The organism is Pradoshia sp. Z6_59, from assembly GCF_058267515.1.
The window spans coordinates 1-24362 of record NZ_JBZCPP010000013.1 but is presented as its reverse complement, the minus strand read 5'-3'; the positions used below and the strand labels follow the sequence as shown (position 1 = coordinate 24362).

The following is a 24362-nucleotide window of genomic DNA, read 5'->3' as shown; positions in this document are numbered from 1 at the left end:
TTTAATCCCTCCTTAAGTAAATTCCAGCTGTACCTTCAACATCGCGCATAGAATTGGGTGTTTTGAAATATCCATTCTTTTTCATTCCAAGTGGATACATTAAATTCATATTTTCCTTTTTATAATCATAACAATAAAGAAGTTTGCTTTTTTCTATTGCCTCTTCCCATGTATCGAACAGTTTTTGTAATTCTTGTGTTACCTCGTCAGAGGAGGAATCCATTTGTTTCACCCGGTTAATAATGATTGATTGTATGTCTTCAATAATGGAGGGATTTTCTCTTAATTCCTTTGGTGCTTCTTTAGGAGTGAGTTCACTGTGTCCCAATCTCGACATGGCTATAACTGTACCTGCCAATCCTCTGTCTCTTGCTCTAGATGAAAAAGGTGTGACACTGATAGGCTCCACATATTGATAAATAGCAGAGTGATACGCATAGAATTCTTCATAATGAGATATATCTCTTGGTCGAACCCAATTATAAACAGTAATAACCAGACCAGGATCTCTTCTTCCAACGCGGCTGGTCGATTGAATATATTCAGAAGTAGTTTTAGGCTGTCCATTAACAACCATTAAACCAAGCCGCGATACATCAACACCGACTGAAATCATATTACTGGCCAGTAGTACATCAACATTAGGTACGTTTCCTTTTTTATAGAAAGGCTGTTCTAATTTTTTTAATATCTGTGGTATCTCTCCGGAATCTATTCTGCTGGTCAATTCAGGAATATTTTTTTCGAAATCTCTGTATTTATAACGATATGATTTTTCATTATCATTTAAATTTTCTAATGTTCGCATTCTCCCGGAAACGTCATCCTCTATTAATCTCACAGCCCCACCGAGTTCTCTTAAACTATTGAAATATCCTACAAGTGTATGATAAGGATCTACATTTTTAGCTGGGAAATGGTCGACCATTGCAGTAGTACTGGATAAAAGATTTGCATATGTTCTTACCAGAGCTGTTTTCATACTTCGGCCCGGTGCAAATAAACCCACATATAGACGCCCAGGTGTTTCGCCTAAAGGACGTTGCTGAGCAAAGAAAGAATCTTTATGAGATAGTCCGGGACTTGGAAATACTTGAGCTTCTCTATTGAAAATTCCCTTAATTTGATTTTCTGCATTCCTGATGGTTGCAGTTGAAGCTACTACTTTGGGACCAATTCTTTTTCCGTTTATAGTTTTAGCAGATAAATAATCGACAGCCGTTTCATACAATCCCACCATTGTTCCCAATGGGCCGGAAATTAAGTGCAATTCATCTTGGATAATTAGATTAGGTGGATGCAATTTTTGATTGTTGGATACTGTATTGGTACCTGCTACACTCTCAACTTTATTTAATTCCTTTGGATCATTACCATTGGATATAAATCCCCATCCCTTAACTTCTCCTTTTATCTTTCCAAATAAATTTTGTACTTCTGCTTTCCAAGGCATTTGTGCAAACTTATCAACGGTACCGATAATCATATCAGGTAATAAGCGATAGATTTCTTCGTCTGTTACAATTATTGGAATACCTTCATTGTTTCCATTCATATGAAATTCACATTCCTTATTTGGGCAACTGACAAGAACTCTACGTTTATGTTGAACGGCTCGATATGCTTTTCGTAAGGCACGAGGATTATTTTCATCATACAAGGACTCACCACACCATGGACAGGAGACCAACTGGATTGGAGATCCTTTAGATTTATCAATAAATGTGTCTCCTTTTGACAAAGCAATTTGATTTAAATTTTGAATGGTAGAATAGGCGTCATCAAAATCATTAGGTGCACTTTTTTCTCCGACCCACAGCCCTATACGGAAAGGGATGGACCCAAATAATTCAGGATCTTTTCTGCGTAAGCTTTCACAGGCACAAATTAGAGCTGAAGCTCTTTGAAACTGTTGAATTGTAAGTAATCTAAGGGTATATCGCATGATTACTGAAATACCTGTATCAGTGCGGTATTCTTCCGAATTAGTTAACCTACGGTAGCCCATGGTAAATGCAGCCAGACCTAAATAAGCTTCCGTTTTACCGCCTCCTGTAGGAAACCATAATAAATCTGCAATATTTCTATCATCAGATAAAGGATTAATGGTTCCTTCTAAATTTTGCAGGATGAATGCAATTTGGAAAGGCCGCCATTTAGCTTCCACGTTTTCTGGTGGGGTACCTGTAGAGGCATATATACTGTGGGTACGCTGTAATGCCATGGCTTTATTGGCAAAACGGAATGCTTGAAAAACTATTGGATCATCCTTAACAAGTTTTAGCCCATTTTCCATACGATACAAAGATTTCTCACAATTTTTTATATGTTGTTTTGCGGTTATTTTAATGGATTCCTCTGTGATGGATGTAATTTCTTTTTCTCTTTCTGCTATCCATAACTTATATTCCTCACAAAGTGGAAACAGTGCTTTATAATATTCTTCTCCGGAAGTAAAGGTAGAAAGTTGTTTCATATCTAAAGTTCCACCTTTATTCCACTCTGGAGGAATAACCATAGGAATCTCATAACTTGGAATTATATTGGTTTGTAATTTCCCTGCATTTTGGGCATTACCCGTAACATTTTCCCATTTAACTGAAATATTATGACCGACCGCAAATACAGTATCGTCCTTATAAAGCAAGTCATTGGATTTTGTATCGGAGTCTTTATATGTGTTTTTTCCATGGGTAAAGGCTTGCCTAACTGCAAACGCTGGACTTGCAATGCTTGTAATTGTTATACAAGGTTGAAATACACACTTAAAGTCTATATCAAATTCATCCACTTCCTGTTTATATCTGTTAACAAGGAATAGACTTACTGAAAAAGTGTCCATAAAAGACCTGACCAACCACTCAACAGTAATGTTATGATTTTCAGGGTGACGAAAGCGATGTCTTTTTCCTATTTCCTCAGAAAAATCTATTTCCTTAAATAATATATAAGGTATTCTTTGCCAGTCTTCAGCTTCGTCTGTGCCTATTTTTTTATACATACCAAAGGTAACTTCCAGATTAACCTTAGGACTCTTTTTTTCAATTAAAAATGACATTCCGACTGCTGATGGATTCAATGCTTTGGATAATGGAGTATTCATTTCCAAGACCTCTTTATTGGTCTCTCTTCCCTCAGCTTGGGTGGACTCATCTTCTCCCCATGCTAATTCAGAGTTTTGTGGCCAAAGAATGCCTGTTAAATATTTTTGCAGGGGTTTAATTTTAATGACCTCTTTTTCTCCTTCAGGACCAACAAGTTCTTTTTGAAGTCTGTCCAATAATTCTTTACGGACATTTACAAACTCATTCTTCAATTTAAACACCAACCTTTCAAAATTAATAATATATGAAATTTTAAAATAGTTACAATAAATCTCTTAAATAATACCAATTTTATGGTAATATAGAACTAATGATTTTCTCTATTATTAAGGAAAGAAGGTTGTTAACCATTAAAACTATCTTAGAAGAATTAAATTCAGAGCAAAGGAAAGCAACGAATTCCAATTCTAAATATCTGCAGATAATGGCTGGCCCTGGTACCGGAAAAACCACAACATTGGCAGCGCGGATTTTACATTTGCAAACTAACGTTGGTTATAATGGTGAAGCTCTCATGGCAATTTCTTTCTCCCGTTCGGCCAAGCAACAACTAATTAATAAAATGAACTTATTTACTGAAAGAATAGGTTATGGAAGTATTATAAATGTACTGACATTCCATAGTTTAGCACATAAAATAATTCGGTATGGCATCCATTTTGGAGAATCAAAATTAAGAAATGGATTTGAGACAATCTCAACAGAGAATTATATACTGAAGAATCCTTCAATTACTAAAAATCTATGTAATGAATATAAAGACAGAGATTCTGTTTCTTTAGCCCTTGCTAAAGGGTTAAATTTGCTGAGACAGGGGGCACAGCTCAGAGCGGAATTATGTAGAAATTGGCTGGATATAAACGCTAATGATGAATTTAAAATTAACATGGAAGATGGTCAACGCATAATTATTTCAGGTATAGATATGATTGAGTACTGGAAGCGTGCAGATAAAATTAATAAAATTTTAAATTGCACTGATTTTCAGGGACTAATTATTGAAGCAGAAAGGTTACTTAGAAAACGTAAGAATACATTTGAAGCTATTTCAAAAGATCTGCGTCATATTTTGGTAGATGAATATCAGGATACTTCTTTATCCCAAGAGTCTTTTCTGTATTCATTAGCTGATATTGATAAAAATATTACAGTAGTTGGGGATAAAAATCAGTCAATCTACACGTTTAATGGATCTAATCCTGATAATATGGATCGTTTTTATACGAAATTCTCAACATGTGCTCCTGAAGATACAGAAAGGATCTATCTTTCCAAAAATTATAGATCAAACGATAGTATAATTAACTTATCTAACCATTTAATTGGGGAGAATGTTATACAATCAGGAATAGTTAGTACAGATCCTGTTAAACCGGTTATCGTGAATACACACTCCATTGATCTTGCTGCAACATTTATTGCTGGAGAAATAGAAAATTTAAAAGTTAATAATAATGTTTCACTTAGTGATATACATGTTCTATATAGGAAAAATTCAGAATTCTCCCCTCAGGCAGATAAATTAATAGAAGAATTGCAAAAGTATGATCTCCCTTTTCAGACGTCAAGTGTACAATCCAAGGAACAAAGCGAATCACTGGAAGGCTTGAAGAAGCTTTGTGATGAATATCCTGGTTTTGAATTATTGGATGTAATGGAGAAATTAAATAACGGTAAATATGCCTCTGACCACTCAATTACTTTTATACAGGAAGCTATTAATCAAGGCGCAGTGGATACTGATGATTTACTTGATTTTATAATAGATATAGAAATTGACATATTAAAAGAATCTACTGATGAGAGTGCTGTTAGTTTAAGTACAGTACACCGTGCAAAAGGACATGAATATTCGATAGTATTTATTTTATATTTAGGTGACACCAGTTTTCCACATGGTAGCCATCCAGATATAGATGAAGAAAAAAGATTGCTTTATGTAGGTATAACAAGGGCAATGAAACGTTTATACATTATAGGTCAACACGGGATTCGTTTTGAAGATTTTCTGGGAATATGTATGGATAGTCCTGATGTTGAAATCAAAGAATTCCATACCAGATATGAGGAGAATAAAGGTAAGGGGTTTTCTGAAAAGGAAATAAATCAAATACAGGAAACTACAAAGGAACTTGAAAGACAAGAACAAGAGAAAATGAAGCAATTAGTAGATATGATGGATGAATGGTAAATGGAGTGAATAAATATATGAATACAATAAAGTTGACTGATAAACAGAATGCATGTGTCCACTTTCAACCTAAAGGATCCTTGCTTATTAGAGGTATACCAGGAAGTGGGAAATCTACCATTATATTGGCAAGAGCTCAATATCTGCAAACAAATTATCCAAGTGAATCAACTGTTATTTTGACATTTAGCCGTACATTAACGAATTATGTAAAAGAACTAGCTGTCAAATTAGGTAATAAACCCGTTGAGGCTATGACCTTTCATTATTGGGCGCAATCCTTACTAAAAGAAACAGATACACCACATACTAGGTTGATAGTTGGGGACAAAAGAAAAGAAGCTATTCGATTTGCGAAAAACATTATTAGAAAGAATAATGGAGATGCGTCGTTTCCTAAAATGAAGGATACAAACAACGAGGAGCATGCATTGATTGAATTTTTATGTGATGAAATTGAGTGGATTAAAGGTTTGGATATTCTAACGAAAAATGAATATCTAGATATCGCCCGTTCAGGAAGAGGGTTGGATGTACGGGTTACAAAAAAGAACAGGCAAACAATTTATGATGTTCTGGAAAAATATAATGAACTGCTCACTAATCATCCGAAGTATCAAGGAATAGACAGTGAAGACTTGGCGAGAATACTTTTCAAAAAAGCAAATTCAATACCAGATAAGCTTAAACCTGATCATATTTTGGTAGATGAAGCGCAAGATTTACATACAATTCAATTAAGAGCTATTAGTGCTATTGCAAGGAAGAGTTTAACAATTGGAGCTGATAAGGGTCAACAAATATACAGAAGATCATTTACTTGGAAAAAAGCAGGAATAGATATCCAAGGTTCACGAAGTCGTTTTCTGAAAGAAACCTTCAGATCGACGAAGCAAATTATTCAATTGGCAAATGATTTTCAGGAAAAAGACAAGAATTTTGTGAAGGATGAAGATTATATTAAAGCCAGTCTTCCTGAGACAAATGGCAGGTTACCGATAGTTTGTTTTTGTGATAACCAGTTTAAAGAAGAGGAAGTGATTTTACAGGAAATAAAAAAAATTAGAGCATCTTTTCCAAATGATACAGTTGGCGTTATAGCAACAAAAAAAAGAAGGTTGTCCAGGTTTCAAACTTTAATGGAAGAAAACAATATACCTGTATATAATTTAAGTGAAAAAGACCAAGTTGAAGTACTATCGCCTGGCGTAAAGCTTATAACGTTTCATTCATCAAAGGGATTAGAGTTTGATCATGTGTTTGTAACAGGGCTTAAGAAAGGAAATCTGCCATATAAATCACCGGGTATGGGAGAAGATGAGATTGAGTTTATGTCACGTGAAAGGAAAAAATTCTATGTTGGCATGACAAGGGCAAGAAAAACTTTATTTATTACTGCAACAAGACCATATTCTCCTTTTATTGATGATTTAAATAAAAAATTATATGATACATATAACAAGCCAAATTAAATGGCTTGTTTTATTTTAATAAAGTAAGCGATAATATTTACGATAATAATAGTATTTTAATTTATAACAGTAGGTGTTGCAGTTGAATATAATTGATTTGTTTTCAGGTGCTGGTGGTCTCAGTGAGGGATTTCATAAGGAGGGGCAAAAAATAATTGTTCAGGTTGAAAAGGAATACTGGGCATGCGAAACTCTGAAAACCAGAACTATTTATTATGAGTTAGCTAAAAATAAAGATTTAGAATTATATTATAGATATCTAATAGAAAAGAAAGATTATAAAAGTATAGAAAAGAGCAGGTCGGATATTTATCGGAAATATGACTATTTAAAGGATAAATTGGATAAAGAAATCTTAAACAAGAAATTTGGAAATCCTTCTAACGATTCTGAAGCAACATCCACAAAAGAAATTATAAATTTAATCAATGAAAGTTTAAAATATAATAATGAAAATCAAGTGGATATGATTATCGGAGGGCCACCGTGCCAAGTTTATTCCCTGGTTGGCAGAAGTAGAATGGGAAGCAATGCAGAAAAAGACAATAGAAATTATTTATTTTATTATTATTTAAGTATTGTTAAAGAATATAAGCCTAAAATGTTTATTTTTGAAAACGTACCAGGATTATTTTCCGCCAAAAAAGGTGAGGTCTTTAAAGCAATACAAGAGGAATTTGATCGTATCGGTTATACTATTCTCTCGGGAACTGAAAATGAACATAAAAAAAATATCATAAATTTTGCGGATTATGGCATTCCACAAAATAGAAAAAGAGTATTGCTATTTGGATTTGAAAAGACGAGAAATTATAATTATCCGGAGTTTAATCAGTATAAAATGGACTGGGGGCATAATTTAACCACTGAAAATATAATATCTGATTTGAAAACACTGGAACCTGGACAAGGTCATAATTTTGGCTTTTCTTCTTATACAGATTCAATTAATTTAAATGACTTTCAAAAATATATGAGGCATAACAGTCCAGGTATAGTAAATCATGCAGCCCGTCCTCTCCAAGACAGAGACAGAGAAATTTACAGAATTGCAATAGAAAAATCTAATAATGGAGAAAAACTTAGATACTTTGATTTGCCTATTAATCTTAAAACTCATAAAAATGAGCAGGCATTTAGTGATCGATTTAAAGTTCATGGCAGAAATGAGATACCGCATACGGTTGTTGCTCATATAGCTAAAGATGGCCATTATAATATTCATTATGATAATAAACAGGCACGGTCCCTTACTGTTAGGGAGGCAGCTAGGATACAAACTTTTCCGGACAATTTTTTATTTGAAGGTCCCAGAACTGCTCAATATACGCAGGTGGGTAATGCTGTACCACCATTAATGTCTGAAATTATTGCTAAATCGATAAAAGATATAATAAATAATAATAATAATGCTTAATAGTGAAGAATTAAACCTGAGTCCAAGATTGGAATGAACTCAGGTTTTTTATTTTAATAAAGTGGAACTAAAAAAGGTATATAAACAAACATTTATACTTAGGAAGAGGGTGGACAACATAAATAGTAGGCTTATTACTACAGATAATAGAAGAAAAAATATGAGTGCCATAAGATCTAAAGGAACAAAGCTTGAAGAAAGAGTTATGAAAGCGTTATGGAATAAAGGAATAAGATTTAGAAAGAATGTACGTAATTTATATGGGAATCCAGATATAGCAATAAAAAAATATAAGGTTGTAATATTTATCGATTCTTGCTTTTGGCATGTTTGTGAGTTACATGGCAATCAGCCGAAGAATAATAAAGAATTTTGGGACAAAAAATTAAAAAGAAATGTTGAAAGAGATAAAGAGGTAACAGAATTTTATATGAACAATGGATGGCATATTCTGAGGATTTGGGAACATCAACTTAAGAAAAATAATTTTGACGATACAATTAATGAAATTTATAATTTTGTTAAGAAAGCTCAACAGGGAGGCAATTAAAATTAAGTATAAAATTAGAGAATATCTTAACAAAGTATCTTCTGAGTATCTGGAAGCTAAACAGCAGAGTATCGGGGGACATCCACTTGCAAAGTTTATTAAACATACTATACCAAGTGAATTTAAGAATCTCCCGATTTTTCATAATGTGAATTATTCCGTTACAGCTTCTGCTGGGTTTGGTATGTGGACCCATGTACCGTGGATTGCTATTTTAAACAATCAAGTAACCAGCAGTACAGAATATGGTTACTATTTGGTGTACTTATTTAGTGAAGATATGAAATATGTATATCTTTCATTTAGTCAGGGTGTTATGGGTACAAAGAAAGAAGACATAGAGATAATCAAAGAAGAAATTAGAACAGTTAAATCACTTGAACTCATTGCTAATATAGATGATGACATATTTATAGGAAAAAGTGACAAAGCAAAGAAATATGCATACTCCACTGCAGCTTATATCAAATATGATGCAAACAACCTGCCATCCAATGATAAATTAATAGAAGATTTGGAGAAGATGGTGGAGTGTTATGAAGAATTTATTGCCTTTAAGCAAGGAAATATATATAAACCAAAAGCGGGTGCTGATGTATTGAAGGAAAAAGATATATCAATTAAAGATTTGGCATCCCACATCCACTCCTACATCCAAAACAAAGGTTTTCTCTACAGCCAGGAAGAAGTAAAGAATCTATTCCTATCTTTGAAATCCAAGCCATTTGTTATTCTATCTGGAATATCCGGTACTGGTAAAACAAAGATGGTGCAATGGTTTGCTGAGAGTTTGGGAGCCAATGAGATTAATGGGCAATTTGCTATTATTCCGGTTCGACCAGATTGGAATGATGGTTCTGATCTTTTAGGGTACGTGGATATTAAAGGAGAATTTAAAGAAGGTCCACTTACAAAGGTAATTCGACAAGCTACAGACAATCCGAAGGAACCTTATTTTGTCCTGCTGGATGAAATGAACTTGGCGAGGGTGGAGCATTATTTCAGTGACATTCTCAGTATCATGGAAAGCAGGAAGTGGAAGGATGGTAAGTTAACTAGCTCTCCTTTGTTATCACAAGATATTACGAACTTTAAAGAAGATTTATATTTACCCTCCAATGTATATGTAATTGGGACTGTCAATATGGATGAAACGACTCATCCCTTCAGTAAAAAGGTGCTTGATCGTGCGAATACGATTGAGTTTAACCGAGTAGAGCTATCAAATTTTTCCTTCCTTGAAGATTTGGAAGAGGCAGAGCCCATGCCAATATCTAATCAAGTGCTTGAATCTAAATATCTTCATTTAAAAGATGTTTATAAGGAATATGAGGACATCGTTAAAAAAACAACATTGGTTCTGGAAGAAATCAATAATGAACTGCGAATTGCAAACGCACATGTTGGATATCGTGTCAGGGATGAGGTTTGTTTTTACCTTGCCTATAATGAATCTGGCGATTTAATGGAATATGAGCAGGCTCTCGATTATTGTATTCTGCAAAAAATACTTCCGCGGATTTCAGGAAGTGATACTCGTATTGAGCATTTGTTAAAAGGATTATATCGGATTTTTACTCAAAGAGAATTAAATGATGATCAGGATTTAAGTCTGATAGATACAGAAAACGCCCTCTATCCTCAAAGCACAAGAAAAGTAATAGAAATGCTTGGGAGGTTAAGAGGCGATGGCTTTACCTCATTCTGGGTCTGACGAAATAGAATTAGTGAAAATTGAGCATCGTGACTTCTCGTTAGTTATCAAAGGCAAACCTTTTCACGAACGGTATGAAGGCTTAAAACAATATCGTAATATGGACTATCATGATTTAATGCAATTTTCCGCATTGGGTGAGGGTCTGGAAAGTGTAGAAGTATTCGATATTGAAACGATGCAGCTATCTGAGAATAGTACCTTACGACCGATTTTTTTTGAAAATGGGACATACCTTGTCATGATTGTTCCTAAAAATAAACAAGAGGTAACGTTTTATCATGAGCATCCATTACTACGGAATGCTGTTACAAAAACGGAATTACCTATGGGTTCCTTCCTCATGGGAAATCTCAGTTTTCAAAATGAGGTGGGACTCACCAGTTTTGAAATCCGTTCTTATGATAAAACGTTATTGAGAGTAACTCTGGAAATCTTTCCTACAAAGCTGGATTACCGGAAGGATTATGAACGCTTACTGGATGAGGTAAATGAAGAAATCTATAACTTGGCTTTTCACTTTATTAAAAAGACCTATTTGCAGGCTGGAATCAAGCTTGATGGGACACCAAGTCAAACGGAATTTTATCAATTGGTCAGAAAACATTTTAACCAATTTGTCCAAGCTATTATTCGAATTGAACAACAGCCTCACCATAAATTAGAGCAAACATATCACCATGTTCGTGGAGATCAATTGAGGAAGACTGATTCCACGACGAGAAAGTATCTTCAAAAAAGGGCTCATTTGTGGGTGGATGTTCAATCTGGAATACCCATTCATAATCGACAGCTAATGCCAACAGAAGGATTAGTAGGGAAGAAAGAATTACGCTATGATACGTTTGAAAATCGATATATTAAATGGTTGATGGGAAGGCTTATTGATAAATTGGAGGCCTTGATTCAGGCGATATATAAACAGGAGAAGAGTTGGAATAAAGAGCCTGATGCTGATTTATTGAATCGTCTCAATGATATGAAATTAACGTTGGATAAGAGAATGAAAAACCCTTTTTGGCGTTCAATTCAGCGATTGGATCGCAATTTGAATGTCAGTTTGGTTCTTCAGATGGCACCAGGTTATCGGGATGCTTTTCAATTATATCTTATGATTTCCAAGGGTCTTATTCTCCGTGGAAACTATTATCAGATGTCTGTTAAAGATGTGGCTCTTCTTTATGAATACTGGACGTTTATTAAGCTGGGACAATTGCTTGGTAAAAAATACGAACAAATTGATCAGGATATTGTGAAAGTAAATCGCAATGGGCTATTCGTCAATTTGGATACAAATAAGACTGCAAAGCGTACCTTCCGTCATCCTGTTACTGGTGAGCGGATTGAAATTGTTTATCAAAGCTATACGGGAAAACTGCCCACACTTTCACAAAAGCCGGATACTATGCTAAGTATCCAGAAGAAGGGCAAGGAGTTTGATTACCAATATATATTTGATGCTAAATATAGGGTGGAGTATGCACAGGCTGGTAGTTATTATGGCAGCAAATATCAAACACCTGGGCCTATGGAAGATGATATTAATACGATGCACAGGTACCGTGATTCTATAGTAGTCATGAATAATGGTCCGTATGGACGAACTGCTTTTGGTGCTTATGTCTTGTTCCCATGGCATGATGAAGATTCCTATAAAGACCATGCTTTTTATAAAAGTATTGGCTTAGTAAATATCGGTGGGCTACCATTCTTGCCGAACACTACTGAGGTGGTTGAACAATTTGTAGAACGATTAATTGAAAAAAGCCCTGAAGAATTACAAAAAGAGGGCATTTTGCCAAGAGGTACTGAAGAAGAGTGGAAGTCTTCTTTAGTGGAAAAGGTTTTGGTTGGTTTGGTACCTGATCAAGTGGCTTATGCAGATTTTATTCACTCAAGATCATACAGAATACCGATTTCTTCTCTAAAAAAGGGATGGCAGGAAGCTAAATTTATTGCCTTGTATCTTAAGGAAGGAATAACAAACCAAAATGGGATTAAAGAGTATGGACTCATTCGAGATATAGAGATTCAAGATGACCATGTAGTCTACTTTATTGATGTTTGGAAGGAATTAAACCACTCTATTAGACCGGTTCGATATGGAATTGGCACAAGTATGATAACCAGTTTTACACAATTGATGGAAGCAAGAGAATTACCGGAACTCTATTTGAAATCAAGGGAAGAAATGATCCTGTGGAAAATGCTTAGGAGAGTTTCGGACCGAATACAAATTGGTTTAAATCATGAAGAACCAGATCAGGCTTCTGCTATAAATGATTTTTCCTTTAAGGATATTGAGATTTTACTACATCATGAAGACCAAGAGATCATATTTATCAAAGATGATTTCCAACAAACTGTTCCTTGGTCGAAATTAAAAACCCAACCTACAGCCGTATTTAAATTAATTCTATCATTATTAGATGAGAGACTGACTGTTTTTTAGTCAATCTCTTTTTTCTTTTTATTAGAAATTAGGCTATTTAATCTTTCGGCACTCTATCCTTATACTCTCTTAAAATTAGCAAATGATCTTCCCTGCGAAAGACTTCTATGCTGGAACGCCAGTATTTTCTGTTACTACCTCGTCATCGATTTGAACATATTTATGATTCATTTTTCGGATCACATATTGATTGTCTTCATATTCGCCGTAGCGAAAGTTATCGAGATCGATAAAATCGTAAATGGTTTTATACTTTCTAAATCCATCATTTCTACGTATAAGAAATCTTCAATGAAAATCCAAATAAACTTCCTCCTTTTCTAATAGTGAAAAGTATCATAAATCAACAATAAAGTGGTCGCTCGTGCAATTCAATTTAAAAACAATAGAATCACAGTTTGAAAACCATAAGTCGTCTATTAAATACCATTTATATTGGTGGAAAAAAAGAAGAATTTCGAGATAACATCTTATATCTGGAAGATAAAAATGAATGATATGTTATTAATATTGTACGAAATTCGTTTATGGATTCTGACCTTAAAAAGGTGTAAAGGTATAGTCGAAGAACTACGTAAATTGGAGATAAGATAGCAAATATGATCTATACAAATCGGCGAACTGATGAAACTGTATTCAAAAAAGAGAAGAAGAGATAGAGCAGAATCAGATCCGCTCGCTTTCTTAGTGAATTATTAATTTGTTGATTCTGCTGAAGAAGAGCTGAGGGATGAATTCTTTGAACAAGCTCGTAATTGAAAGGAAGACTTCACTCTTTTCGGGCGCTTTCAAAGCCTCTAATGAATGACGGATAAGATGGATGATTTGAAGTGATCTAAAAACAAAAAAGTAGAATGGATAAACCTATCTCACTTTTTGTTTGTATGCTAGTGTATCTTAATTAATCTGAATAGTGATTGTATTTATAACATTATATCTATAATTAATTATAATGATATAATTAAAGTAAGTCAGGTATGTACTTATTGGATTCACAGATAATGTTAATTACCTGCCAAACGAAGAAAGGAAGTGTTTAGGATGCACAAGAAAAAAAGGTCGCTAATGGTTGTAGTAAGCTTAGCTCTATTTTTCAGTTGTTTTTCTCCGAATTTTGTCAATGCAGCAACCGACAAGACTAAACCGACCATTACTGGGGCAAAGAATACAACCGCTTACTTAAACCACTCGTTTAATCCGAAAAAAGGGGTTGTAGCGAAAGATAATGTTGATGGAAACATCACAAGCCGTATCAAAATATCGGGAAAGGTGAATACAAAAAAGACGGGTAAATACACGCTAACATATAAGGTAACTGATAAGGCGAAGAACACTCGTACAGTAAAGCGTGTTGTGACAGTTAAGAAAGATACGACTAAACCAATAATCACTGGAGTATCAAATAAGACCGTATACAAAGGGTATTCTTTTAATCCCAAAACAGGTGTCAAAGCTACTGATAATGCCGATGGGAACCTCACTTCCAAAATCAAAGTAAGTGGAAAAGTAAACACTAAAATAGTCGGAAAATACAAAATTAAATATACTGTTATAGACAAGACGAATAACAAAAGAATAGTCACTCGAACTATTACAGTAAAGAAAGATACAACCAAACCTACCATTTCCGGAGTTTCCAATAAGGCGATCTACGCTGGCTCAACATTTAAGCCTCTTACCGGTGTTACTGCCAAAGATAATGCAGATGGTAATATCACTAAAAAAATCAAAGTCACTGGAAAAGTTAATACTAACAAAATAGGAACATACAAACTAACCTATACTGTATCAGATAAGACAAAAAATAAGAGAACTGTTACACGCAAGATTACTGTTAAAAAGGACACTGTTAAACCAACTATATCTGGTGCAAAGAATAAATCTATTAACATAGATACTTCTTTTAATCCACGTGCTGGTGTAACTGCGAAGGATAATGTTGATGGCAATATTACTAAAAATATTAAAATATCTGGAACGGTAAATACGAAAAAAGCAGGATCTTATAAGCTTACCTACGATATTACAGATAAAGCTAAAAATAAAACAACGGTTTATCGTACCATTAAGGTTGTAGATAATGTTAAGCCAGTAATTACAGGGGTTAATAACACCCAAGTTGCTCTTGGAGAAACGTTCGATATTTTAAAAGGTGTTTCTGCTTCTGATAAAAACGATGGGGATTTAACTTCCAAGATTAAAGTTGAAGGTACAGTTGATGTCAATAAAACTGGACCCTATAAGCTGATTTATACTGTTTCTGATGAAGCAGGCAATAAAGTAACTAAAGAACGTAATGTAACGGTTGTTGACAAGGTTTCCCCCGTTATTAAGGGTGTTGAAAATGTCGAGATTCCTTTTGGTCAAAAGTTTGATTCTTTGAAAGGTGTTGCGGCAACTGATAATTATGATGGGGATTTAACTTCTGAAATTAAGGTTGAAGGCGAAGTTAATGTAGAAAAAGCAGGTATCTATTCTCTTACGTATTCAGTTTCCGATCAATCTGGAAACAACGTCTCTGTAAAACGTACTGTAACAGTTATTGATAGTACTGCTCCTGTTCTTTCCGGTGTGGAAGATATTCAAATTAATTTTGGAGAAGATTTTAATCCATTAAAAGGCATAACCGCTTCAGATAACAGTGATGGAGATATAACTTCTAAAATTAAAGTGGATGGCACGGTCGATATCAACAAGGCTGGAAGCTATAAGCTAACATATTCAGTGTCAGATGAGTCTGGAAATACTGTAACTGCAGATAGGACTGTAACTGTAATTGATAATGTTAAACCAGTTTTCTCGGGAGTATCGGATGTAACCATCGGTCTATATACCGAATTTAACGTATTAAATGGCGTTTCCGCTTCCGATAATAACGATGGTGACATCACTTCGAAAATATTGACAGCTGGTTCAGTTGATACACAAAAAGAAGGTGAATACACGGTTACTTATACGGTTTCCGATGCTGCAGGAAACACTGCGGAAGCCACAAGAATTGTGACAGTTCAAAAAATCCCTGTCTCCAATATCACTATCAACGGACCATCTAAAATGAAAACAGGTAAAACGCAGCAGTTGACAGCGGATATTACACCAACAGATGCCACAGATCAACAAGTTAACTGGAAGAGCAGTGATGAAGCTATAGCCACTATTAGTGAAGATGGTACACTAAAAACCATTTCGGAAGGTACAGTAACGATTACTGCAACTGTCGATGGAAAAAGCGGATATAAAACGATCACCGTTTCAGATAAACCAAATCTGTATCTTTATAAATCAGGTTCATCTACAATCAATGGTGTAATCAATAGTCTCTCATTTAAAATGATGAACTTGGATTCTTCCGATAAAGTAGATGTCGAGAAAGTCGAAATTTATGAAAATGGCTCCCTATTTGCATCCTATTCCGCTGCAACTTTACAAAGTAATGGAATAAATACTGAGATCACACCATCCAGCACATGGGGGATGAGTATTAGCTTTAAGACAGGAGTCTGGCAAGATCAAGGCAAAGTAGTTGTCACAGTTAAGATAGAAAATGGTAAGACGTATCAATACTCTTTCTCTTTTTAAAAGAAAATAAAAGATGATAGGTATATGTTTGTTTAAAAAGGTAGATTAGCAACTATGCTAATCTACCTTTTTTAAGTTATTTGTCCTTTCAGTATGATGGATCAACAACTCCCCTTCCTACTTCATCCAAACAGATTATCTACATTGAAATCTTGTAATAAATACGATTCACGATCATGCATATTCATTCTGTAAGATATATTGCAGAGATGATTTGAATTCAACTATACTTTCAAGTTCATAGGTAGAGAGAAGCTTTGCTAGTCTTGGCTGGATTCCGATTAGTTGGATCTTGCTTCCTGCCATAAATCGAAGCGTACGGATGAGGTCGATTAATTTATTGATACCATCATCTTGTACTTCACCAACAGCCGTTAAATCAATCAGGATATTTTGGTACTCTCCGTTAAAGACTGAGTGGAGGACATGCTCGGATATCAAGTTGATTTTTTCAGACGTTATGTCCCCGAATAAAGGAATATAGCACATTTTATTGGACAGAGGGATAAAGGGACCGGATAGTTTGTTTAATCGCATGAGCACGTCTTCAAGTTTTTCCTTTTGCTCGAGCAATTCAAAATCTGTGTGTGCCAGTCTTTCTTGCAATTCTATAATTTTATCAAGATATACTTGATTGTTCTTTTCCTTGGATACAAAAAGAATATGCATTCTTCCGTTTGAGTCATCTGATAGATATACATCAAATAAGGCTAATGAGGACTCCTTTGTATGAACATTTACTTCTATTTGATTGGTACTTTTATTCGATAAACTTGCTTTGACAAGCTTGTTCATACTTTCATCATCAATAATCCCTGTAATATCAGAGGTATCCAAATTAAATAGATTAAATGACAGGGAATTGTATTGCAGAATTTTTCCGTTATAGTCTACTACTATGTAGGGAAGTGGTAGTGGTGTGTCAATACATTGCATTTTTGGTCTCTCCTATAGAATAATCTTTTAGCCACGTCTCTATATCTGATAAGTCCGTGACGATGATGGGATCTCCGCTCGAGTACGTTTTTAAATCATATTTATTGCCTAGTCTGCTGCCAATAAGGATTTTCGGAGGCACAGGTAATGCCTTGAAGCTGTCTGTATATGATTTTAACTTTGGTAAATGGGTTACGATAGACAAGGAAAGTCCGATGACATCAGGTTTCCATTCGGTGGCAGTATGTAGCGCATATTCAAGAGGAAGATTCGGTCCGAAATATTTGGTTTCCCAGCCATTTTCCTCGAATAAATGGGCGGCCATTTTAAGACCAATATAATGTTGCTCTCCTTCTAAACAAAGGAACATTGCTTTTTTCGTTTTAGTAGATGTTGTATTGAGATTGCGATCAAACGCTAATCTGGATAAAACAAAATCGCAGGTGGCAGTCGCTATATGTTCATCGGCTACTGTAATTTCATTATTTTCCCATAAGTCCCCAATTCGCTGCATGGCAGGTGTTATGATTTGATCATAAGTTTCTAAAGTTGAAAGATGTTTAAGAGATTTAATATAATCCCAGGCTTTATTGTAATTGCCAGAAAGTAAGATGCTAGTGAAATCGATAATCGATTGCATATAGTTATGCCTCCTCTTTGGCTTTTTCGCACTCAAGAATGTCTATGGCATCTGTTAAAAATGATAGGTACATTTTCTTTTTTATATCTGGCATATCAGAAAAATGCTCCAACTCTTCTTTTATGATCGCGAAATTATCCAGCAGTGTTTGTGTCTTCATTCCGTATTTTTGCAGGATTCCATTTAACCAGAGTGTATAATCCGTAAATACTTTTGCATTATCTAATTCAAAGGCCGTTTGTAGATGATCAAGATGGTGTTTGTTATCTGCCCTGCATTTCTCTTTTCCTTTTTCCCCATAGCGATCCTGTAAGGATGGATCGAGTACATAGATTCGCTCTGTCACTTGCTCAATGAATAGAGTTGTATTCATTACTTGCAGACCACCTTATATTTTGTCACTGTAGGTATAACACGGGCTAATTCTTGATCAGGATATTTTTTTCTAATTCGTGAATCTCTTTGAATTGGCTGCTCCTTACCCAGTTAAGATAATCCTCTTTCTCTTCAAATAGTAATTGAACGGTCAATTCATCAGGATGTTTCTCATTCTGCAAGAGGAAAAAATCAATGAATCCGGGAGCTTGATCGACTTTCCGGGAACGGTTTCTATAAATATCTATAACTTCCTCGTTTTTTTCTCCTGGTATCTTAAATGTAGAAAATACGCTAAAGATAGTAAAACTCCCTTTTAATTCACAGATTTTTATATGATTTAAACACTACATTCCTTTTAAAATTATATAAAATAGAGTCTTTTTCATAAATACAAAAAAATTAAGAAAAAAGAGTCCATGTTATGATGAACTCTTGATAGAACTTGTTAATTCGTTGATTTACCTTGTTAATCTGTTACAGGTGGTTTGTTCTGTTTCATATTCACCTTATCAAAAGTCGAACCTTCCTGTCCATTGACAGGGGGAAGGGCTATAAAGGAACAAAAAAGAAAAAGCCCGTAATATAAGCGAGTGTAGACGGGATTCTTGTGTGGATGGGCGTAGAATGGCATCATCCGACCATTGAGTTAAAATATGAGGCCTTGCCGGAGGGCATACTATTTTTCGAGATTAGCTATGAGAGCATTAGAGAAACTGAATAAAGCTGAATACTAGTTGATGAATCGAGCATGACCCTGTTTCATTATTAGCAGGGTCGTGTTTTTTTATTATTTTCAGATTAAATAAGAGTTTTCCAATAAGACATGGCAATATTAATAGAATCATTTGCATCTAATTCGATCGTCCATTTTTTATAAATATAATGTCTTCTATATCTTATGTTTGAATCCAATCTGCATTTTATTATCCGAAATATTCCTACTTTAGAAGGATAAGTTTACTCCGATAAACTATTTCATTATTTAAGTTATTCCATTTTTGTTTACTCGAATGATACCTGAATGAACGTAACACCATTTCTTCCTATCGATTTTTCAATTTAATTCATAAATAGTTTGGCACTTTTGTGTCCGTAATAGACTATTTGTGTTTTTTAGTAGCCCTATTATCCAATCTTTAATGGATATTTATTTGTTTTTATACTATTGTGTAAGTATGGAAAGGAAAAAATTTCATGTAAATGCAGTCTAACTCGCTTTTTGATTAAAGATAATGTGATAGTGTGAGCAAGATTACGTAACAATAGAGTAAGAGTAAATAATTCATTTAGGGGTGTAAGTATGATCTATTCATGGGAAACTAGCACAACCGAAATAAAAGATTATGTCTATAAGGTTTTGGAGCAAATAAAAGAAAGTCTGCAAGATAATTTTAAAGGGTTCTATGTTCATGGTTCATTAGCTATGGATGGATTTAGTCCGCAATCCAGTGACATTGATCTTATCGTAGTGACTGAAAATCCACTAACCTTTGAGGATAAAAAAGAGTTAGTTAATTATTTTCTATCCAATTCCGGAAAACCATTTCCGATTGAAGTCAGTTTTTTAAACAAAGATCAACTAAGGAATTGGCAGCATCCTTGTCCGTATGATTTCCATTACAGTGAATATTGGAGAGATAAGTATGAAGAGGACGCTGAGAACTATCTTAATAAAGCAGACTTAAAAGATTTAGATTTAGCTGCCCATATCACGATTCTTCATAGACGCGGGATTTGCCTTGAGGGTCCACCAATTGAAGAAGTTTTCCCGCTAGTTCCCCAAAGTGATTATCTTTCATCCGTAATGGAAGATTATCGGAAGTGTCTTGCTAACTTAGAGAAGGATCCTAAGTATTGTGTACTAAATATGGTTAGGGTGTATTGGTATGTAAAAGCAGGAATCATTACTTCTAAGCAAGAAGCAGGTCAGTGGGCAATTAATACACTGCCTAAAATGGTAGCTGAAACGGTACAGAAGGTTATGGATGGCAACAGGCCGGAGGAAAAGGAATTGCAGGAATTTAAAGAGTACATTGATAATAAGTTGACACAGTAAGTCAATTAATGCTGCTATATAAAAATCTATCAGTATAGAAAGTATAACCGTGTATTTTAAATGATGCGTATAAAAGGATAGATAGCTCTTTTTGAAAAGCCTTTAATAAGGCTTTTTTTATTTGTCTGCATGTATAAAAGGAGTCCGCAATGAATCAAAATTTGCAATCTATCTATAAGAGATTGAAATGCCAAGTTTATTTGTCACTAATTTGTAAAAATTTCATCAATCCTTTAAAAAAACATAACCTCCTAACTAGCCCTTCGACACTATGTTTTCCGCATGTTTCATTAACTTAATCCTATATCTCTAATTGTATATTAATATAACTATTGTCAATAATTACATTAGTTTAAATTGTTGGAAAATTGATAATATAATGATGTGAATAGTTTATTAGAATAGTTATTATTTTCACTATTATTCTAGTAAATAATATAAATGAGGGGAGATGTTTTGCGAAATTTATTAAATAGAGCTTAAAAGCTGCTCCAAAAAACTTCATAAGGGTGTGTGAATCATGAGATCGACTCGGAGTAGGTACTACATGAAAAAACGTACGAGAAAAAGAGCATTCTCAATTCTGACATTGCTTTTTCTTCTTGTGCAAACGATTTTAACTCCGGTAACTCAGTATGTTAATGCTGACAGTTCAACTGTTGGAATCAGTTTCGACAATCCATCTGCTCAAGAAGGAGATATGCTAACAGCGACACTAACTGACAGTGGAGAAGATTCTGGTACATTAACATTCTCTTTACCAACAGGTTTGAGTATTAAGGATATTACTGAAGGTCAAGGTAATATCGATATCAGTAATAAAGGTACTCAATCCTTAAATTTTAGTTGGAAGGAAGATGGCAATCAAGTTGTGAAAGTGCAAGTATCAGCTGATACAGCTGGTGACTACATGCCACAACTAACTTCTCAGAACGGAGGTACTCAATCTGTTGCGATTCAGGTCACATTACCAGAACCAGAAGTGACAACTGAGGAAACAACAGAAAGTACAACCGAGGAAGAAGGTGCAACAGCTGAAGAGAGTACTCCAGATTTAACTGAGGAGGAAGCGGTAGAAGAAGAGTCTGCAGATGAAGAAGCTGCCACTTCTTCAGAAGAGAATGTTGAAAAACATTCTGTTACTTCAATAGAGGAGAACGCTGATAAAGAAGAAACAACTGAAAAAGACTCAGTTGATGAAAAAGATAGCAAGGCATCCTCCAATAAAGAAAAAGCTGCAAATGAAGTAGAGAAGGCAATATATATCCCACCTAATCCTGGAGAAGATACACCATCTGATGCTAATCTGAATGTTAATGGTGATTTAAACTTACCAATAACAATTCGTGATTTTAATGCGGATGGCATTTTATTTGAATCAAACCTTCCTACTGGGGATGACGCAGGAGTAGCGACAGGATTTGTGAGTGGGGATATTGGTTCAGGCAGGAAGCCTAGTTACACCAATACGATGGTTTCCTATACACAAAAGTTAATGTTAGATGAAACCACTACTGTAGCAGATATAAATTCGAAACTCGACGAATTATTTACCGTTTCAGATTCAGATAGGGTACGTAATAAATCTTTACCGCTAATATTAAATAGTGATGGGAAGACTTATTCGTATAATAGCGACGCATTCTACCCAATTGATAATGATGCACTGGGGAATGAAGGAAGGAACCATAACTATCACTTCACGTTGGAGATGCATACATCTTTTACTTATGTAGGCGGAGAGGTGTTTGAATTTAACGGTGATGATGATGTATGGGTATTTATCAATGGTAAACTAGCTATTGATTTAGGTGGTATTCATAATCAAGAAAAAGGAATCATTACCTTAAATGAGGAAACGGCTCAAAGACTTGGGTTGGAGTTAGGTGGAACATATGATTTTGACTTTTTCTATATGGAACGCCATACTACAGAGTCACATTTGAAAATAACAACATCTATTAAATTTCAACCAGATGTTTATGCAACCAAATCAGTCGATAAAAAAACAGCATCCAATGGTGATGAGCTTGAGTATACATTTACTGTGAAAAATAAAGGGAAAGCTGATGCGACTGACGTCAAATTGACGGATGTACTAGTTGATGGATTGACATTTAGTAGAGGTCCTATAACGATTATTAAAGGTGATTCTGTCACTGAAACAATGGACTATATATACAATGATTCTACTAAGACTTTAACAGTCCCAATTGGCCAAGTTAAGCATGGGGAAACTGAGTCTATTGTAATTAAATTTAAAGTTACAGTAGATTTAGGTGAAGAAAAATTCATTAATGATAATAAATACACTATTACGAATTTAGGAAATATCTATGTTGGTGGTAAACAGGAACCAAATCCAACGAATCCGGTCGAAACGGAAATTATCGGACCAGATCTTCAAATATCTAAACTTGTAGAGAATGATGGTTCAAATGATGAACCTTCTGCACGTGTAAATGCCAAGGAAGACGACACAGTGAAGTACACGATTAAGGTCACTAATAATGGTGGAAACAAAAAAGAGTCTTTCACAATTAGTGACAATATTCCTGAGGGATTAACGTATATAGAAGGTTCAGTTTCAGCAAATTCTACTGATACCCTTGCAAAGCCAAAGGCTTCATATAATGAGGGAACCATAAATGTAGTTGCTGAGGAATTATCAAAAGGTGAGACAATCACTATTACCTTTGAAGCAAAAGTTGATAAATTGAAAGATAATGCTGGATATAGCAATGAGATTAAGAATATTGCAAAGATAGATGATTCAATAGAATCTGAACCTGCTATTGTGCAAGTTGGAAAAGCGCATTTAATTTCTGAAAAAATCGTGGAAGAAAAAACTGCACAACCAGGCGACACTCTTCACTACACCATCAAGGTGACCAATGACGGTAAAGCCAAGCAAGAAGGCGTAACAGTGAAGGATACATTGCCAACCGGTCTAACCTTGAATCCAGAATCAGTCCAGGTTGATGGAACGGAAGCGGAACACAGCTACCAAGAGGGTGTGCTAACCGTCACAGCGGATGAGTTGGGTGCAGGAAAAACCATGACGATTACCTTTGAAGCCAAAGTTAATGATAAGGCATTAACAGAAGGTACGTATAGTGCGGTGATCGAAAACGTGGCTATGGTCAATGATGTGCCAACAAAACCGGCAAAAACAGACATCTTGGTGCCACATTTAACTTCTGAAAAAATCGTGGAAGAAAAAACTGCACAACCAGGCGACACTCTTCACTACACCATCAAGGTGACCAATGACGGTAAAGCCAAGCAAGAAGGCGTAACAGTGAAGGATACATTGCCAACCGGTCTAACCTTGAATCCGGAATCAGTCCAGGTTGATGGAACGGAAGCGGAACACAGCTATAAAGAGGGTGTGCTAACTGTCACAGCGGATGAATTAGCCGCAGGAAAAACGATGACAATTACCTTCGAGGCGGAAGTCAATGATGAGGCATTACCGGAAGGTACGTATAGCACGGTGATTGAAAACGTGGCTGTGATTAACGATGTACCAACAAAACCGGCAGAAACCGATATTATGGTGCCACATTTAACTTCTGAAAAAGTGGTAGAAGAAAAAACAGCACAACCAGGCGATACTCTTCACTACACCATCAAGGTGACAAATGACGGTAAAGCCAAGCAAGAAGGCGTGACAGTGAAGGATACATTGCCAACCGGTCTAACCTTGAATCCGGAATCAGTCCAGGTTGATGGAACGGAAGCGGAACACAGCTATAAAGAGGGTGTGCTAACTGTCACAGCGGATGAATTAGCCGCAGGAAAAACGATGACAATTACCTTCGAGGCGGAAGTCAATGATGAGGCATTACCGGAAGGTACGTATAGCACGGT

The 24362-nt window shown here is 35.2% G+C and carries 13 protein-coding genes and 1 pseudogene; 9 read left to right on the top strand and 5 right to left on the bottom strand.

Annotated elements, in window-relative coordinates; genetic code table 11:
* Position 1 precedes the first annotated feature (1 nt).
* Positions 2-3325 (bottom strand): DISARM system helicase DrmA, encoded by a 3324-nt coding sequence (gene drmA / locus AC4D4B_RS13655; protein WP_491000229.1) that lies wholly within the window; start codon positions 3323-3325, stop codon positions 2-4.
* A 119-nt stretch (positions 3326-3444) separates the two neighbouring features.
* Between drmA and AC4D4B_RS13650 the strand changes: the two genes are divergently transcribed.
* The 7 genes from AC4D4B_RS13650 to AC4D4B_RS13620 all read left to right on the top strand — a co-directional run bounded on the left by AC4D4B_RS13650 (position 3445) and on the right by AC4D4B_RS13620 (position 16479).
* Positions 3445-5295, top strand: coding sequence for an ATP-dependent helicase (locus tag AC4D4B_RS13650; protein WP_491000228.1), 1851 nt, complete (start codon positions 3445-3447; stop codon positions 5293-5295).
* 17 nt (positions 5296-5312) lie between these two features.
* Positions 5313-6767: a 3'-5' exonuclease gene (locus AC4D4B_RS13645; RefSeq protein WP_491000227.1), complete on the top strand. Its 1455-nt coding sequence runs from the start codon at positions 5313-5315 to the stop codon at positions 6765-6767.
* Positions 6768-6849: 82 nt separating this feature from the next.
* A complete protein-coding gene (locus tag AC4D4B_RS13640; protein ID WP_491000226.1) occupies positions 6850-8184 on the top strand; it encodes a DNA cytosine methyltransferase in 1335 nt (444 codons plus the stop codon).
* Positions 8185-8293: 109 nt separating this feature from the next.
* Positions 8294-8734: a very short patch repair endonuclease gene (locus AC4D4B_RS13635; RefSeq protein ID WP_491000225.1), complete on the top strand. Its 441-nt coding sequence runs from the start codon at positions 8294-8296 to the stop codon at positions 8732-8734.
* On the top strand, positions 8688-10448 hold the full coding sequence (locus AC4D4B_RS13630; RefSeq protein WP_491000224.1) for an MrcB family domain-containing protein: 1761 nt from the start codon (positions 8688-8690) through the stop codon (positions 10446-10448). Before AC4D4B_RS13635 ends, AC4D4B_RS13630 begins: the two co-directional genes overlap by 47 nt.
* On the top strand, positions 10423-12900 hold the full coding sequence (locus AC4D4B_RS13625; protein WP_491000223.1) for a DUF2357 domain-containing protein: 2478 nt from the start codon (positions 10423-10425) through the stop codon (positions 12898-12900). The genes AC4D4B_RS13630 and AC4D4B_RS13625 overlap by 26 nt, the downstream gene beginning before the upstream one ends.
* A gap of 1041 nt (positions 12901-13941) precedes the next feature.
* Positions 13942-16479 (top strand): immunoglobulin-like domain-containing protein, encoded by a 2538-nt coding sequence (locus tag AC4D4B_RS13620; RefSeq protein WP_491000222.1) that lies wholly within the window; start codon positions 13942-13944, stop codon positions 16477-16479.
* A 174-nt stretch (positions 16480-16653) separates the two neighbouring features.
* Here the strand turns inward: AC4D4B_RS13620 and AC4D4B_RS13615 are convergent, their stop codons facing one another.
* From AC4D4B_RS13615 to AC4D4B_RS13600, 4 genes and pseudogenes are all read right to left on the bottom strand, one after another.
* Positions 16654-17415 carry an STAS domain-containing protein gene (locus AC4D4B_RS13615; protein ID WP_491000221.1) on the bottom strand — a complete coding sequence of 254 codons (762 nt, stop codon included), beginning with the start codon at positions 17413-17415 and terminating at the stop codon, positions 16654-16656.
* A complete protein-coding gene (locus tag AC4D4B_RS13610) occupies positions 17402-18055 on the bottom strand; it encodes a cobalamin B12-binding domain-containing protein (RefSeq protein WP_491000220.1) in 654 nt (217 codons plus the stop codon). The genes AC4D4B_RS13615 and AC4D4B_RS13610 overlap by 14 nt, the downstream gene beginning before the upstream one ends.
* A 4-nt stretch (positions 18056-18059) precedes the next feature.
* Entirely contained in the window at positions 18060-18428 is a 369-nt protein-coding gene (locus tag AC4D4B_RS13605; protein ID WP_491000219.1) for a hypothetical protein, read from the bottom strand.
* Positions 18428-18732: pseudogene (locus AC4D4B_RS13600) on the bottom strand (antibiotic biosynthesis monooxygenase family protein). The gene AC4D4B_RS13605 and the pseudogene AC4D4B_RS13600 overlap by 1 nt, the downstream one beginning before the upstream one ends.
* Positions 18733-19733: 1001 nt before the next feature.
* Here AC4D4B_RS13600 and AC4D4B_RS13595 point away from each other — a divergent pair.
* Both AC4D4B_RS13595 and AC4D4B_RS13590 read left to right on the top strand, forming a co-directional pair.
* The gene (locus AC4D4B_RS13595; protein ID WP_491000218.1) at positions 19734-20489 is read left to right on the top strand and encodes an aminoglycoside adenylyltransferase domain-containing protein; all 756 of its coding nucleotides are present in this window, start codon (positions 19734-19736) and stop codon (positions 20487-20489) included.
* A 547-nt stretch (positions 20490-21036) separates the two neighbouring features.
* The coding region (locus AC4D4B_RS13590; RefSeq protein WP_491000217.1) for an isopeptide-forming domain-containing fimbrial protein at positions 21037-24362 on the top strand (3326 nt) is incomplete at its 3' end.